Origin of the sequence: Xanthomarina spongicola, assembly GCF_003148645.1 — a bacterium.
Lineage (GTDB): Bacteria > Bacteroidota > Bacteroidia > Flavobacteriales > Flavobacteriaceae > Xanthomarina > Xanthomarina spongicola.
Window position 1 is genome coordinate 1 of sequence record NZ_QGGP01000007.1, and the last position, 13,631, is coordinate 13,631.

At 30.4% G+C, this 13,631-nt stretch carries 15 protein-coding genes; 11 read left to right on the forward strand and 4 right to left on the reverse strand.

What is annotated here, in order from left to right; all coding sequences use genetic code 11:
* Window positions 1-497 precede the first annotated feature (497 nt).
* The 6 genes from LX78_RS12090 to LX78_RS12115 all read left to right on the forward strand — a co-directional run bounded on the left by LX78_RS12090 (window position 498) and on the right by LX78_RS12115 (window position 4,809).
* Entirely contained in the window at window positions 498-1,040 is a 543-nt protein-coding gene (locus LX78_RS12090; protein ID WP_109682928.1) for a DinB family protein, read from the forward strand.
* 192 nt (window positions 1,041-1,232) lie between these two features.
* A complete protein-coding gene (locus LX78_RS12095) occupies window positions 1,233-1,478 on the forward strand; it encodes an FUSC family protein (RefSeq protein WP_109682929.1) in 246 nt (81 codons plus the stop codon).
* Window positions 1,479-1,704: 226 nt separating this feature from the next.
* Complete coding sequence (locus tag LX78_RS12100; protein ID WP_109682930.1) at window positions 1,705-2,139, forward strand: RrF2 family transcriptional regulator; 435 nt, start codon at window positions 1,705-1,707, stop codon at window positions 2,137-2,139.
* Between the two features lie 48 nt (window positions 2,140-2,187).
* Entirely contained in the window at window positions 2,188-2,919 is a 732-nt protein-coding gene (ric, locus tag LX78_RS12105) for an iron-sulfur cluster repair di-iron protein (RefSeq protein WP_109682931.1), read from the forward strand.
* 244 nt (window positions 2,920-3,163) lie between these two features.
* Entirely contained in the window at window positions 3,164-4,351 is a 1,188-nt protein-coding gene (locus LX78_RS12110) for a hypothetical protein (protein WP_109682932.1), read from the forward strand.
* Window positions 4,348-4,809, forward strand: a complete 462-nt coding sequence (locus tag LX78_RS12115; protein WP_109682933.1) for a hemerythrin domain-containing protein — start codon at window positions 4,348-4,350, stop codon at window positions 4,807-4,809. The genes LX78_RS12110 and LX78_RS12115 overlap by 4 nt, the downstream gene beginning before the upstream one ends.
* A gap of 15 nt (window positions 4,810-4,824) precedes the next feature.
* On the opposite strand, the gene LX78_RS12120 is transcribed toward LX78_RS12115, so the two are convergent.
* The 4 genes from LX78_RS12120 to nirK form a co-directional block, all read right to left on the reverse strand.
* A complete protein-coding gene (locus tag LX78_RS12120; protein WP_109682934.1) occupies window positions 4,825-6,099 on the reverse strand; it encodes an alginate export family protein in 1,275 nt (424 codons plus the stop codon).
* A 65-nt stretch (window positions 6,100-6,164) separates the two neighbouring features.
* Window positions 6,165-6,884: an SCO family protein gene (locus LX78_RS12125; RefSeq protein ID WP_245881526.1), complete on the reverse strand. Its 720-nt coding sequence runs from the start codon at window positions 6,882-6,884 to the stop codon at window positions 6,165-6,167.
* Between the two features lie 3 nt (window positions 6,885-6,887).
* Window positions 6,888-7,658 carry a formylglycine-generating enzyme family protein gene (locus tag LX78_RS12130; protein WP_170109850.1) on the reverse strand — a complete coding sequence of 257 codons (771 nt, stop codon included), beginning with the start codon at window positions 7,656-7,658 and terminating at the stop codon, window positions 6,888-6,890.
* A gap of 20 nt (window positions 7,659-7,678) precedes the next feature.
* Window positions 7,679-9,154, reverse strand: a complete 1,476-nt coding sequence (nirK, locus tag LX78_RS12135; protein WP_109682936.1) for a copper-containing nitrite reductase — start codon at window positions 9,152-9,154, stop codon at window positions 7,679-7,681.
* A 172-nt stretch (window positions 9,155-9,326) separates the two neighbouring features.
* Here nirK and LX78_RS12140 point away from each other — a divergent pair, with 172 nt between their 5' ends.
* The 5 genes from LX78_RS12140 (at window position 9,327) to dapB (ending at window position 13,570) form a co-directional block, all read left to right on the forward strand.
* Window positions 9,327-10,484 carry a porin family protein gene (locus LX78_RS12140; RefSeq protein ID WP_109682937.1) on the forward strand — a complete coding sequence of 386 codons (1,158 nt, stop codon included), beginning with the start codon at window positions 9,327-9,329 and terminating at the stop codon, window positions 10,482-10,484.
* A 122-nt stretch (window positions 10,485-10,606) separates the two neighbouring features.
* The gene (locus LX78_RS12145) at window positions 10,607-11,371 is read left to right on the forward strand and encodes a ParA family protein (protein ID WP_109682938.1); all 765 of its coding nucleotides are present in this window, start codon (window positions 10,607-10,609) and stop codon (window positions 11,369-11,371) included.
* 2 nt (window positions 11,372-11,373) lie between these two features.
* The gene (locus tag LX78_RS12150; RefSeq protein ID WP_109682939.1) at window positions 11,374-12,273 is read left to right on the forward strand and encodes a ParB/RepB/Spo0J family partition protein; all 900 of its coding nucleotides are present in this window, start codon (window positions 11,374-11,376) and stop codon (window positions 12,271-12,273) included.
* Window positions 12,263-12,865 carry a DUF5683 domain-containing protein gene (locus tag LX78_RS12155; RefSeq protein WP_109682940.1) on the forward strand — a complete coding sequence of 201 codons (603 nt, stop codon included), beginning with the start codon at window positions 12,263-12,265 and terminating at the stop codon, window positions 12,863-12,865. Before LX78_RS12150 ends, LX78_RS12155 begins: the two co-directional genes overlap by 11 nt.
* Window positions 12,866-12,868: 3 nt before the next feature.
* Window positions 12,869-13,570 (forward strand): 4-hydroxy-tetrahydrodipicolinate reductase, encoded by a 702-nt coding sequence (gene dapB / locus LX78_RS12160; protein ID WP_109682941.1) that lies wholly within the window; start codon window positions 12,869-12,871, stop codon window positions 13,568-13,570.
* Window positions 13,571-13,631: the final 61 nt, after the last annotated feature.

Sequence of the window (13,631 nt, forward strand, 5' to 3'; positions counted from 1 at the left end):
TAGTGTTTTAAAGCCAGACACATCATTCTTTAGTTGATAATGACCTGTATTCTCATTATAAACATCAAACACAGATTTACTGATGTCAATACCATAAATTTTTCTATCTTTAGTCATAAGAACTGAATTTTGGAAAGAACAGATGCTACTCACATTTCAACAACTTGAAAACGAGATCTAGGTCTCACAGAACTGAACGAAGTTTAAGTAGTAAAAGAGAGAGGATTATCAATGTTGCCGAAGTCTAAATGCTTCACCGTGTATAGTAACCTTAATTCTCTCTTTTGTTCTTTCTGATTATTACTTAAATTTAGTGAATTACAAACTTAAGACGTGTATAGTTCATTGCTTCGGATTTTCTACCGAAAATCCTCGCACTTTTGCTATCTTGGTTTCTATGGCGGAAAATCCTCGCGGATTTTCACGCAACGAAACCATACACAAACACGTTACCACTCTTTGCAAAAAACTCAACTGAAATAAAAAGCTAACCAATTATGAAACGCATACTAATTTTGACCTTGGCAATAATATTTTCTTCGTGTACACATCAAACAAATACAGAACAAAATGATTTTATAAAAGACTATTTAGAGCGATTAGAAAACTCCAGAAAATATTTAATTCTTGTAGCAGAGAATATGCCAGAAGATAAATATGAATATAAGGCATCTCCAGAGTCAATGAGTTTTTCTGAAAATTTAATGCATATTGCTTGGGCTATGGATTGGCATAGTCAAACTTTATTAGGTGGACGTAAAGCAAGGGATTGGAACACAGATAAAGAACTTAAAGTTGAGAATAAATCTAAAAAAGAGATGATTGCAACAATTAACAAAACGTTTAACGAAACTATAAAATTAATAAGCGAATTTAATACAACTCAATTTAATGATCAATTGGATTATCTAGGATTAAATAGAACGAAAAGGCAAATCTTCCTGCTACTTACAGACCACATAACCCATCATAGAGGTCAAATGCTTGTCTATATGCGACTTAATGGACTAAAACCACCTAGATATGTTTTATATCAATAATTAAAGAGAATTGGAATCTATTGGAATAAAAATATGAAAGGCTTTAACACTAAAATTAATTTCTTGGTTCTTGCCTAATTACTAAAATCCTATTTTTTCCCTCTGGTTAATTATCTTTAATTAGCTTAGTTCTCTAACAGTACAGAATAACCAAATACAAAAACGTTAAAACACTCTTGAAAAAATCAAAAAATGGATCAGAAAAAAATATCAGATTTAACTAACGAGGAGTTATTTAAAGAGAAAAAGAAAATACAATATAACAAAATAGTTAACGCATCTCTTATTGGAGTATGTCTTGGAATTGCTATTTTTAGTGCAGTTAAAAATGGATTTGGATTTTTTACTTTTTTCCCATTACTCTTAACCTACCCATTTATAAAAAACGGTAAAAAAATCAAAGAATTAGAGAAGGAATTAAAATCTCGCAACTTATAATTGAGCTCTTTTCTAATTTTAGAATTTACATCTATTTTATCGATATGTCTCATACAAACGACATCTAGCCTTAATTTCTTGGCAAAAAATCGTGAATGATTTTATAAATATTAAATCAAAAAAAAATCCTTTTAAATTACTTTTTGTTTTAACAATATTTTAATTCGGATAAATTTGTCCGTATTAAAATATTGTCATACATTTGCATTGTAATTAAAACAAAAATATGTTTTCTAAGGCATGCGAATATGGTATTAAAGCGTCAATTTTTATTGCGCTAAACTCTTACGAAGGTAAGAGAGTAAGCCTTAAAGCTATTGCTAAAGAAATTAATTCACCTGAAGCATTTACAGCCAAAATTTTACAAGATTTAGCTAGACATAGCATTATTAATTCGGTTAAAGGAGCTCATGGTGGTTTCGAAATAGATAAATATGCTATTTCAAGTATCAAGTTATCTCAAATTGTAAATGCTATCGATGGAGATAGTATTTATAAAGGTTGTGGTTTAGGTCTGCATACTTGCGATGAAGATCATCCTTGTCCTGTACATGATAAATTTAAATCTGTTAGAGAAGAGCTAAAGGATATGTTAGAAAAAACCAATTTAGAAGAATTAGCATTAGATATTAAATCTGGTGTCGCATTTTTAAGAACATAAAAAAAATTGAATAAAAATAGGATAAAATTATCCGAATAATTAATGATTATGGAAACATTAAGCAAAGACGCACAAAAGCAAATAGGTCAGTTTGTTGCAGAAGATTATAGAACAGCAGCTGTATTTTCTAAATACGGAATAGATTTTTGTTGTAAAGGACACAGAACTATAGAAGAAGTTTGTACAAAAAAAGATATTGATAGTAATGAGCTATTATTAGATTTAGACAGAGTCTTATCTGCAAATACAGATCAATCTATCGACTATAAATCTTGGCCATTAGACTTATTAGCAGAATATATTGAGAAAAAACACCACAGATATGTGGAAGAAAAAATTCCTGTTTTACGCCAGTTTTTAGATAAACTATGTCGTGTTCATGGAGAAAGACACCCTGAGTTATTTAAAATAAATGAACATTTTACTGCGTCTGCTGGAGAATTAGCAGCACACATGAAAAAAGAGGAATTAATTTTATTTCCGTTCATTAAAAAAATGGTGAAAGCTCAATTAGATAGAGGTGCCATTTTAGCTCCACAATTTGGATCTGTTGAAAACCCAATTGCTATGATGATGCAAGAACACGATAATGAAGGTGAGCGTTTTAGACTAATTTCTGAGTTAACAAATAATTACAATCCTCCTGCAGATGCATGCAATACTTATAGAGTTACGTTTGCAATGCTAGATGAGTTTGAAAAAGATTTACATCTACATATCCATTTAGAAAATAACATATTATTCCCTGAAGCAGTAAAATTAGAAAAAGCTTTTTCGTAAGAATGATTAATAGCAAAATGATATTTTCTTTATTGTAGTATCTGGGAGCCTTTCCCCAAGGGCTCCTAGATTTTTTTTAAAAAATTAAAGATTTTGGTTAGTAATAGTTGTTTTTAAAACACTTCTTTTGTAAATAATTATAATATTTAAATTTTTTGAGGAGGAAATTTATATAATTAAAAATTATTGCTTCAAAAGGAGTGTTTTTGTTTATCTACTTTTACACTTAAATTTGTAATATTTTATGTCTAAAAAGCTCGTATTAACTTGCTTAATTAACTTTTTTGTAGCTGCCTTAATGGGTTTAGCATTACGCTATACTTATATTTCTCCAATTTCAATTAATTATAGGTTTTTAACGCATGCACATTCGCATGTTGCTATGTTAGGCTGGGTCTATTTAATGCTTTACACACTTTACTTTCATTACTTTGTTCCCAATAAAAAACCTGTTTACATCTCTTTATTTTGGATAACTCAAGTTTCCGTAATTGGCATGATGATTAGCTTTCCAATTCAAGGCTATGCAGCTATTTCTATAACGTTTTCAACACTTCATATATTTTGTAGTTATTATTTTTTTAGACTTATTTGGAAAAATCTTAAAACAGACTCTAAAGTTTCAAAGTTATTACTTAAAACTTCACTCCTATTTATGCTAACCTCAACTATAGGTGTTTGGTGTTTAGGTCCAGCAGTTGGTCTTCTTGGTCAAGCTTCAGCTTTTTATCAGATTGCCATTCAATTCTTTTTACATTTTCAATTTAATGGTTGGTTTTTAGTAGCTGTTCTAGCCATTTTATTTCATAAGTTACAAATAAAAGACTCCAAAGAATTTAGATTATTCTTTAAATTACTAATCGCTTCAATTCTATTTACTTTTGCTTTACCTGTTAATTGGTTTGCTCCACATAACTCATTATTATGGATTAATGGATTTGGGGTTTTACTACAAATTGCAGCATTATATCTTTTTATAAAACTTATTAAATCTTCTTTGAAAAACGTACTTAAAACAAGCTCAAAAATTATCCAATTCATGCTCTATTTTGCATTGTTTAGTTTTGTGTTAAAAATAGGTCTACAAACCTTATCTTTAATTCCAGAAGTATCTAATGTTGCCTATCAACATAGAAACCTTGTTATTGGTTTTATTCATTTAACCATGTTAGGCGTAATTTCTGGATTTTTATTGGCTTATATTTTGCAAAGTAAATTAGTGACTTTCAATAAATCACTTTCAATTAGCATGTATGTTTTTGTACTTGGTTTTATTCTTACTGAATTAATCTTATTGCTACAAGGTGGTCTATTTTACTTTGGAAATGGATTGTTACCCAATTATTACATTTTACTTTTTATAAGTAGCATCTTACTACCAGCTGGCATTATAGGTCTTACTTTTAACATTATTAAAACCAAAATAATATGAATCCAAAACCTCAAAAACGTCATAAAGCGTTACAACCTCTAAGTAGAGAGCATCATCATGGATTGCTTTTATCCTGGAAAATAAGGAGTGGTTTTAATAAAAATATCAATCCGAATCGGATAAAAATTTATGCTGATTGGTTTTTTGAAACCCATTTAATTCCTCATTTTGAAATGGAAGAAGAAAATATATTTCCATTATTAGAAAGCGATAACGGATTAATAAAACGTGCTTTAGCTGAACATAGACGATTAAAAAGATTGTTTAATGAAACTACAGATAATGCAAAAAACCTTAGCAAAATTGAAGAAGAATTAGAGCAACACATTCGTTTTGAAGAGCGAGTTCTCTTTCCTGAAATTCAAAAAATTGCTACCGAAGAACAAATGCTTATTATAGAAAAAATTCATCAACAAGAGCCTTTTAAAGACAATCTTGATGATGAATTTTGGAAATAGTTTAAAATAAATTAATTACTCTTTTGTGTCGTCTTTCTTAAAAGATGTTTTAAATAAGGAAGGCTTTACAGTAATCATTGCCCAAGCCCAATTATTGGTAGCATCTTTATCTCCTCCTTTTATAACTTCCATACTTTCTGTTGCAAACATTTGAGAATAACCTACTTGAAAATTAATGTCTTTAGAGAACTTATAACCCACTGCTAAATCTATTTCTGTTCCAAGAGTGTTACTCATTTCGTCTCCCATTCCATCAACTATAGTAGCTGCCGAAGAAAAGAAATGTGGAACTAATATAGCAGAGAATTTATTCTTCTTGTAAGCAAAAGTGGCATTTAAATCTACTAAACCTACATTATTTATATGGTTTCCAACATAGAAATAATCCATCCAACCATTGAATTTATGATTGGTTCCATACCATGGATTAAAAGATTCTAATTTATTATCTGTAGAATTCATATCTGTTCCAGATAAATATTCACCTCCTAAACCAACATTAAAACTATCTGAAATAGCATAATGTGCATTTAATGCAAAGTTGTAAGCACTTAAACTTACATCGGCAATCTTTCCTGTTTGAAAATAAACTGATGCATCTGCTTTTAATTTACTTTTGCCATAGGTAGCATGAGTTCCAAAAGTTTGATTATAATCAACTTGTTGCTCATCATTAATATCGTCATAAGCAAATCCGTTATTAAGTATTAAGAAACTTAAACCAACATCTTTTAAATTGGTGTGATACCATAAATATTGAAACGATTTGTAGTTATTAACTGTATAATCTACTTCAGTTAAAGTTTCACCTTCAGCACTAATGGCTAAACCTAAATCTATTCTATTGTTTTCATTTGGTTTAAAAGTTACAATAAGTGCATCATGGCTTCTAGCTTGCTGTGCCCAATCTACATTACCAAACATACGTTGGTCATCGTAAATAATTTCTTGACGTCCAAATTTAATAGAAAATTGGTTGTTTAAAATAGCTTCTGCCCAAGCTTGATGTATTGTTGTTCCGTTTCTATCAGAGGTTGCTAAAGTAGATACATCTCCCCAAACTCTTACATTTTGTACGCTAAAATAGGCGTTTAGTTTTTCGCTTTTATAACCAAAATTTAAACGTGTACGTTGAGACACAAAAGTGGCTGCATTTAATGAGTCTACAGCTAATGTTTTGTATCCATGTCTGTATTCAAACCTAGGTTTTAATTCGGCTGAAATTTCAAATTCTTGAGCATAAGTTACCATGCCAAGTCCTATACATAGGATTGCTAGTATTTTTTTCATCTGTATTATTTTAAGGATTCTTTTGCGTTATAAAAAACGCTATCAATAAATTATTGATTTATATATTATTGCGTTAGTTGTAATATGGTTTCAATAGTTTCTTTATTATCAACTCCTAAACCTTCTTGTTGATGCATTAATTCGCCTTCTGTATTAAATACGCTTATAATATTTGAATGCGAAAAATCCATTGGAGATATTTGTTTATACTTTACAGCTAGTACATTAGCAAATTCTCTAACACTTCCTTCAGTTCCTTGTAAGAATGTCCATTGCTCTCCATCCATAAAATTTTCTATGGCAAACGCTTTTAAACGTTCTGGAGTATCCGTTTCTGGGTCGATACTTACTAATACAAAACGAAGATCTTTTAAACTAGTTTCTGGTATTTTAGCCTCTATATTTCTCATGTCTGCTACCAATCTTGGACAAGCAGCTTTACAAGTTGTATAGATCATGACCATTACTAAAGTTTTTCCTTTTAAATCTTCAAGCTGAATTTTTTCACCTTCTTCGGTATTCCAAGTTGAAGTTAAATTGAAAATGGATTCGTCTGAAATATCATTTTCATTTAATATTTTTGAATCTTCGCTCTCAATTGGTTGTAAGTCCATTTTACAAACTGGACAACTTCCAGCTTCAGAATATGTTTTTTCTCCTTCACATTTCATTGGACATTGATATACTGCTAATTCATCTGATGCTTTTTCAGATTTGTTTGAATTACAAGATGCCAGAGTCATCACCAGAACAAATACTGAGAATAATATTTTAAAGTATTTCATTTTTTATTTATTAATATCTTGTACACATCTAAAACCCAAATTTTTCATTGAATATTTGGCTTTTAAACTACCACGAATAGCATAGCGCATAAACGCTGCATAGTTCATTAAATCTGTAGCTCCAACAGCTGCACTTCCACAGAACAGACTACTATCCTTATCGACATCATTTCTAGATTCACCAGAAATTAATACCGAATTAAAATCTGATGTCCATTCCCAAACTAAACCATGTAAATCGTAAATATTCCAATAGTTTTTGAAAGTAGAACCAATCTCATTATTAAAGGTTTTTGGTTTTTCGTACCAACCTAAAATATATTCATTATAACTTTCTAATGTTCTTGCATCTGGCAAGGTTTCGTTAGACATAGCCACATATTCCCATTCGTCTACAGTTGGTAATCTTTTTCCTTGGCACTCACAATAATCGTTAGCTGCAAACCAAGACACATTTGTTATTGGTGCATTTAAAGCTTGAGAGTCTCCTAGAGCTATATCAGATTTCCAGTTTATTAAGTAATTGTTATCTGCAAATATTTTTTTTACTTGAGAACGTTGCCATTTTGGATATTTTTTAACGAATTCTAAAAATTGAGCATTGGTAACTGGATATACATCCATTTGAAAATCTGTAATGGTAACCTGCATGGAGTCTCTTCCATAAAGAGGAATATATGTGTCACCTTTTACAGTAACCATTTTAGATTGACAATTTGCAGTGTTAACCCAAAATATAAGTAAGCAAATTGTCAATCTTAAAACAGTTTTCATTTTATAATAGTTAGTTATAATTAGTGACTACTTTTAACTTCCAATACTTGGTTTTTAGTAACATTAGTTTTATTGTTACCCCAAGAATTATATACGTAAGTTAATACATCTGCAACTTCTTCGTCGCTAAGAGATTGTCTTGTCATTACACTGTTGTATTTTTCACCATTAACAGTAATTTCTCCAGTTAATCCATGAACAACAGCACTAATGGCACGTTTTACATCAGCATTTAAATAATCTGAATTAGCTAAAGGAGGGAATGCATTTGGAATTCCTTGACCTTCTCCTTGGTGACATGCAAAACAAGTTTGCATATATATTTGCTTCCCAGATTCAATTTTCTCATCTAAGCTTTTCTCTGTAGTTGAAACAACTGCTTCAGGCTTATCTCCATTAGGCATGGCTTGAATTCCACCTCCTTCTGGATGATAAATTCCTTCTTGTTTAACACCAGAATAAATTGCTTTATTTTCTTCGCCTTCAACTTTTAACATTCCTAAAGCACCTTTATTAAAAGCTCTAAAAATAGAGTGATCTACTAGTATAAAAGTACCAGGAACATCTACCCTAAATTCTACAATGGCAGCACCACCAGCAGGAATTAAAGTTGTTTGAACATTTTCGTTAATCATATCTCCACCTTCTACAAATACTTTATCAAAAATTTCTCCAATAACATGGAAAGAAGACACTAAATTTGGACCTCCATTACCAACATATAAACGAACTGTTTCGCCTACTTTTGCTGTAATAGCATTGTCTCCTGTAAGTGCGTTTACACTACCATTAAATACTACATAATCTGCATCTTCATCAACAGCTTTCTGCATATCAAAAGGTTGTAATCCTGGCTCTCCATTTTCTCCTTTTGTATAAAAATCTCCTTGCATAATGTAGTACTCTTTATCTACTTTAGGCAGACCACCTTCTGGTTCAACCAAAATAAGCCCATACATTCCATTTGCAATATGCATTCCTACAGGAGCAGTAGCGCAATGGTACACATAAAGACCTGGATTGATAGTTTTAAAACTAAATGTTTTTTCGTGTCCTGGAGCCACAAAAGAAGATGATGCTCCACCTCCTGGACCAGTTACAGCATGTAAATCGATGTTGTGTGGTAATTTATTGTCTGGATGATTAGACAGAGTAAATTCTACTTCGTCTCCTACTCTAGTTCTAATAAAACTACCTGGTACAGAACCTCCAAATGTCCAATATACATACTTAACGCCATTTGTCATTTCTCCTTCTTCTTCAAGAATTTCCATGTCTACGATAAGTTTCTTTGCTTTTCTATTGCCAACAGGAGTTGGTACAAGAGGTGGTGCAGTTAATTCTGCAATCATTTCTTGACTTACTTGGATATCTGCAGCATTTACATCTGCTTTTTTCGTGTCGTTTGAGCACGCTATAAAAAACATAGGTGCTAATAGCAAAAGAAGACCCTTTACTATTGTTAATTTACTTTTTGATTTTTGGTTTGTTTTCATGAATAAATTGTTTGTTGATTTTCTCAATATTTGTTGTTTATTTGCATATCAGACTAATTAGTCCTTTATGCTAGGCAAAGATAATTGCCCAAAACTAACAAAAACATGACATTAATCATATATTGAAGTTTTAAAATATATAATTTTGTTCAAAATAAAATTTTTAATAATTATGAAAACCCCCTTCCTATTTTTATTCCTATTTTATGTAACCTTTACGTTTGCACAAAAAAACAACTCTACAACAATTTATTATAATAATGGAGAGTCTAAACAATTAAACAAAGCGCATTTAACTTATAATTCAAAAGATTTTATAGTTGGTGTTGAAGCAAAAACAGATGCAAACAAAAAAATACAATATGACTTAGCAGGCGTAACTAAAGTAAACCATGATGCCACAACTTATATTATAAAATCTTATAAGAAAAAACTATATTTATTTGAAGAGTTAATTTCTGGTTCAATTTCTTTATATAAAAGTGGTGAACACTTTTTTATTGAAAATGAAGAACATGGATTTAGAGAAATAGAAAAAAAAGTGGTTGATGGTTTAACTTTAAAAACGTTTAGCTATGCTACGCTTTCTATCTATGTTAATAAATGTAAAGAGGCTCAAGAAAATGCTTACAATCAATACGACTCGATAACTATTAGTAATTTAAAAGCTATTATTGAGACTTACAATAATTGTAATTTAAGCGAAGACACACAGTTTGCTACAAATGTAATAACACAAGCAAATGAACCTTCTGAATTTATAGAAATAGGAATTAATGTTGGATTTAACTTCTTAAACACAGACTTCAACGAATTATCTCAAGGTGTTTCTAACAGTTTTGGGACTCCTGTAATAGGAGCACAAATCTATATGAATACTAATATGTTTAATAAAAGTTTAGGCTTTATTGCTATAGTTGATTACTCTCTACCAAAAGAATTTAATTCAACGAGTAATAGTATTTTCTTAAACACAAAGACTGCGTATTTATCAACCATGATTGGTGTTCGATATACATTCAATAATATCAACAAAACTTTTAGTCCTTATTTAGGTTTTAATAGTGGTTTCTTATTTAATTCAATGTCTTACGTTACAAAACAGCAAAATACTGTAGGCGCTGCAATTATTGATTTTGATACGACTAATGAATTAACATACAACTTTAGTGTAGGTAGTTATATTAAATTTGGAAAACAAAAGTTAGATTTCAACATCATGTATCAACCTGAAATTAGTTTCGGATTAGAAGCTACAGATAATTTAAGCAGATTAGTAAGTTATTATTCGGTATCTGGTTTTCAACTAAAAGCATCATACATTTTTTAATTATTAATTAATTAAAACCATATTTAAGAGTCGCTTTAAAAAGCGACTCTTTTTGTTAACAAGTTCCGTTTTTTATCCTCGTAAATAATTGTATTTTTACGGTTACAAAAACCAAATCATTAATGGGTAAAATCATCGCAATTGCTAACCAAAAAGGTGGCGTTGGAAAAACAACAACTTCAGTAAACTTAGCAGCATCATTAGGTGTTCTAGAAAAGAAAGTTCTTCTTATTGATGCAGATCCACAGGCAAATGCAACTTCAGGGTTAGGAATTGATGTCGAATCTGTTGAAATTGGCACATACCAATTGCTTGAACACACAAACATTGCAAGAGAAGCCATTATAAAAACAAGTACTCCAAATCTGGATTTAATACCTTCACATATTGACTTAGTAGCTATAGAAATAGAGCTAGTTGATAAAGAAGAAAGAGAATATATGCTTAAGAAAGCATTACAGGAAATAAAAAACGATTACGATTTTATACTAATAGATTGTGCTCCATCTCTAGGTTTATTAACATTAAACGCTTTAACAGCATCAGATTCTGTTCTTATTCCAATACAATGCGAATATTTTGCTTTAGAAGGGTTAGGAAAACTATTAAACACTATTAAAAGTGTGCAAAAAATACATAATCAAAACTTAGATATTGAAGGGTTATTACTAACCATGTATGATTCCCGTTTACGTTTATCTAATCAAGTAGTTGAAGAAGTACAAAAGCATTTTAACGACATGGTGTTTCAAACCATTATTCAAAGAAATGTTAGATTAAGCGAAGCTCCAAGTTATGGCGAAAGCATAATAAATTATGATGCAAGTAGCAAAGGTGCAAGTAATTACTTAAGTTTGGCTAAAGAACTAATTATTAAAAACTCCTAAAAATGGCGAAGGCAACAAAAAAACAGGCTTTAGGTAGAGGATTATCGGCTCTTTTAAAAGACCCTTCAAACGACATATCATCAGTACAAGATAAAAACGCAGATAAGGTAATTGGTAATATTGTTGAACTAGACATAGATTCAATTGAAATAAATCCATTTCAACCAAGAACCAATTTTAACGAAGAAACCTTAAGAGAACTTGCTTCTTCAATTAAAGAATTAGGTGTTATTCAACCAATAACCGTTAGAAAATTAGACTTTAATAAATTTCAATTAGTTTCTGGCGAACGCCGTTTTAGAGCTTCAAAATTAATAGGTTTAAAAACCATTCCTTCTTACATTCGTATTGCTAACGATCAAGAATCGTTAGAAATGGCTTTAGTTGAAAACATTCAGAGACAGGATTTAGATCCTATTGAAATTGCATTATCCTATCAAAGATTAATAGATGAAATTAATCTAACTCAAGAACAAATGAGCGAACGTGTAGGAAAAAAACGTTCTACCATAGCTAACTATTTACGATTATTAAAACTAGATCCAATTATTCAAACTGGAATGAGAGATGGTTTTATTTCTATGGGTCATGGTCGTGCTATTATTAATATTGAAGACCAATCTATTCAATTAGATATTTACGAAAAAATTATTTTAAATAAATTATCTGTTCGAGATACAGAGGCTTTAGTAAAAGAGTATCAAAAGGATAAAACAATAACTGTCCCAACAAAACAAGAACTACCAAAATTTATAAAAAAGGGAGCTAAAGAATTTTCAGAATACTTTGGTCATAAAATACACGTTAAAGTTTCAAAGAATGGAAAAGGAAATATTACAATTCCATTCCATTCTGAAGAAGATTTTAATCGTATTATAAAACTTGTAAAGCGTGCCAAATAAACTTCTAATTATATCTGTATTTTTATTTGCATTTTGTTTTTCAGCCTTTGCTCAAGAAGGTGAAAAGGAAGACAAAAAGAAAAAAAATAAAGTAACTCCTACCGAAGAGCTTGTAGTAGAAACAGGCACTGTTATTATAGAACCTATAGATCCATTGTCTCCTGCTCGAGCAGCATTTTACTCTGCAGTATTGCCTGGTTTAGGTCATGCTTACCTTAAAAAATACTGGAAAATTCCAGTTATTTATGCTGGACTTGGTGTTGGCGTTTATTTTTACATTAATAATAATAACGAATACAACAGATATCGAGATGCTTACAAACGTCGATTAGCAGGTTTTGAAGATGATGAGTTTTATGGAACTATTTCAGATGATGGTTTACAAGATGCACAAAAAACTTATGGAAGAAATCGAGAAATATCCCTTCTTGTAACCATTGGTGTTTATGCTCTAAATATTATTTGGGCAAATGTTGATGCGCATTTAATGCAATTTAATATAGATGATAATCTATCTCTACAACCTCATTACAAAATAAATGAGTTTGATAAAACAGGTGATCTGGGATTAACTTTAAACTTCAAATTCTAAATCATGAAAATTGCATTACTTGGTTATGGTAAAATGGGAAAAGCAATTGAAGAAATTGCTTTGCTACGTGGACACCAAATAGTAATAAAAACATCAGATGAAGATGGTTACGATATTACTCAAGCAGATGTTGCTATAGATTTTAGTGTACCTAAAGCTGCCTTTTTTAATATTGCAAAATGTCTTAAACATGGAGTACCAGTAATTTCTGGAACTACAGGTTGGCTGGATAATTATGAAAATATTGTAAGTATTTGTAAAGAAGAAAATGGCGCTTTTATTTATGCTTCAAATTTTAGTCTTGGAGTCAATATCTTTTTTGAACTAAATAAAAATTTAGCAAAAATAATGAGTCAACTTAAACAATATAACGTGTCTATAGAAGAAATTCATCATACTCAAAAATTAGATGCACCAAGTGGAACTGCTATTACTTTAGCCGAAGGTATTATTTCTGAACATTCAGAATATAGTAAATGGTTATTAAACGAATCTAAAGAAAAAGCAATTCCTATTAATGCAAAAAGAATAGATTCTGTTCCAGGTACACATATCATAGATTACTCAAGCATAACAGATAGTATACAATTAACACATACAGCACATAATAGACAAGGTTTTGCCCTTGGAGCAATTATTGCTGCCGAATGGATTCTTGATAAAAAGGGAATTTTCACCATGAAAGATGTGTTAAATATTGGTTAATATAAAGAAAACTAGTAACGTTTATTAGTGTTTAAACACTAATAAAAACAAAAGATAAAAT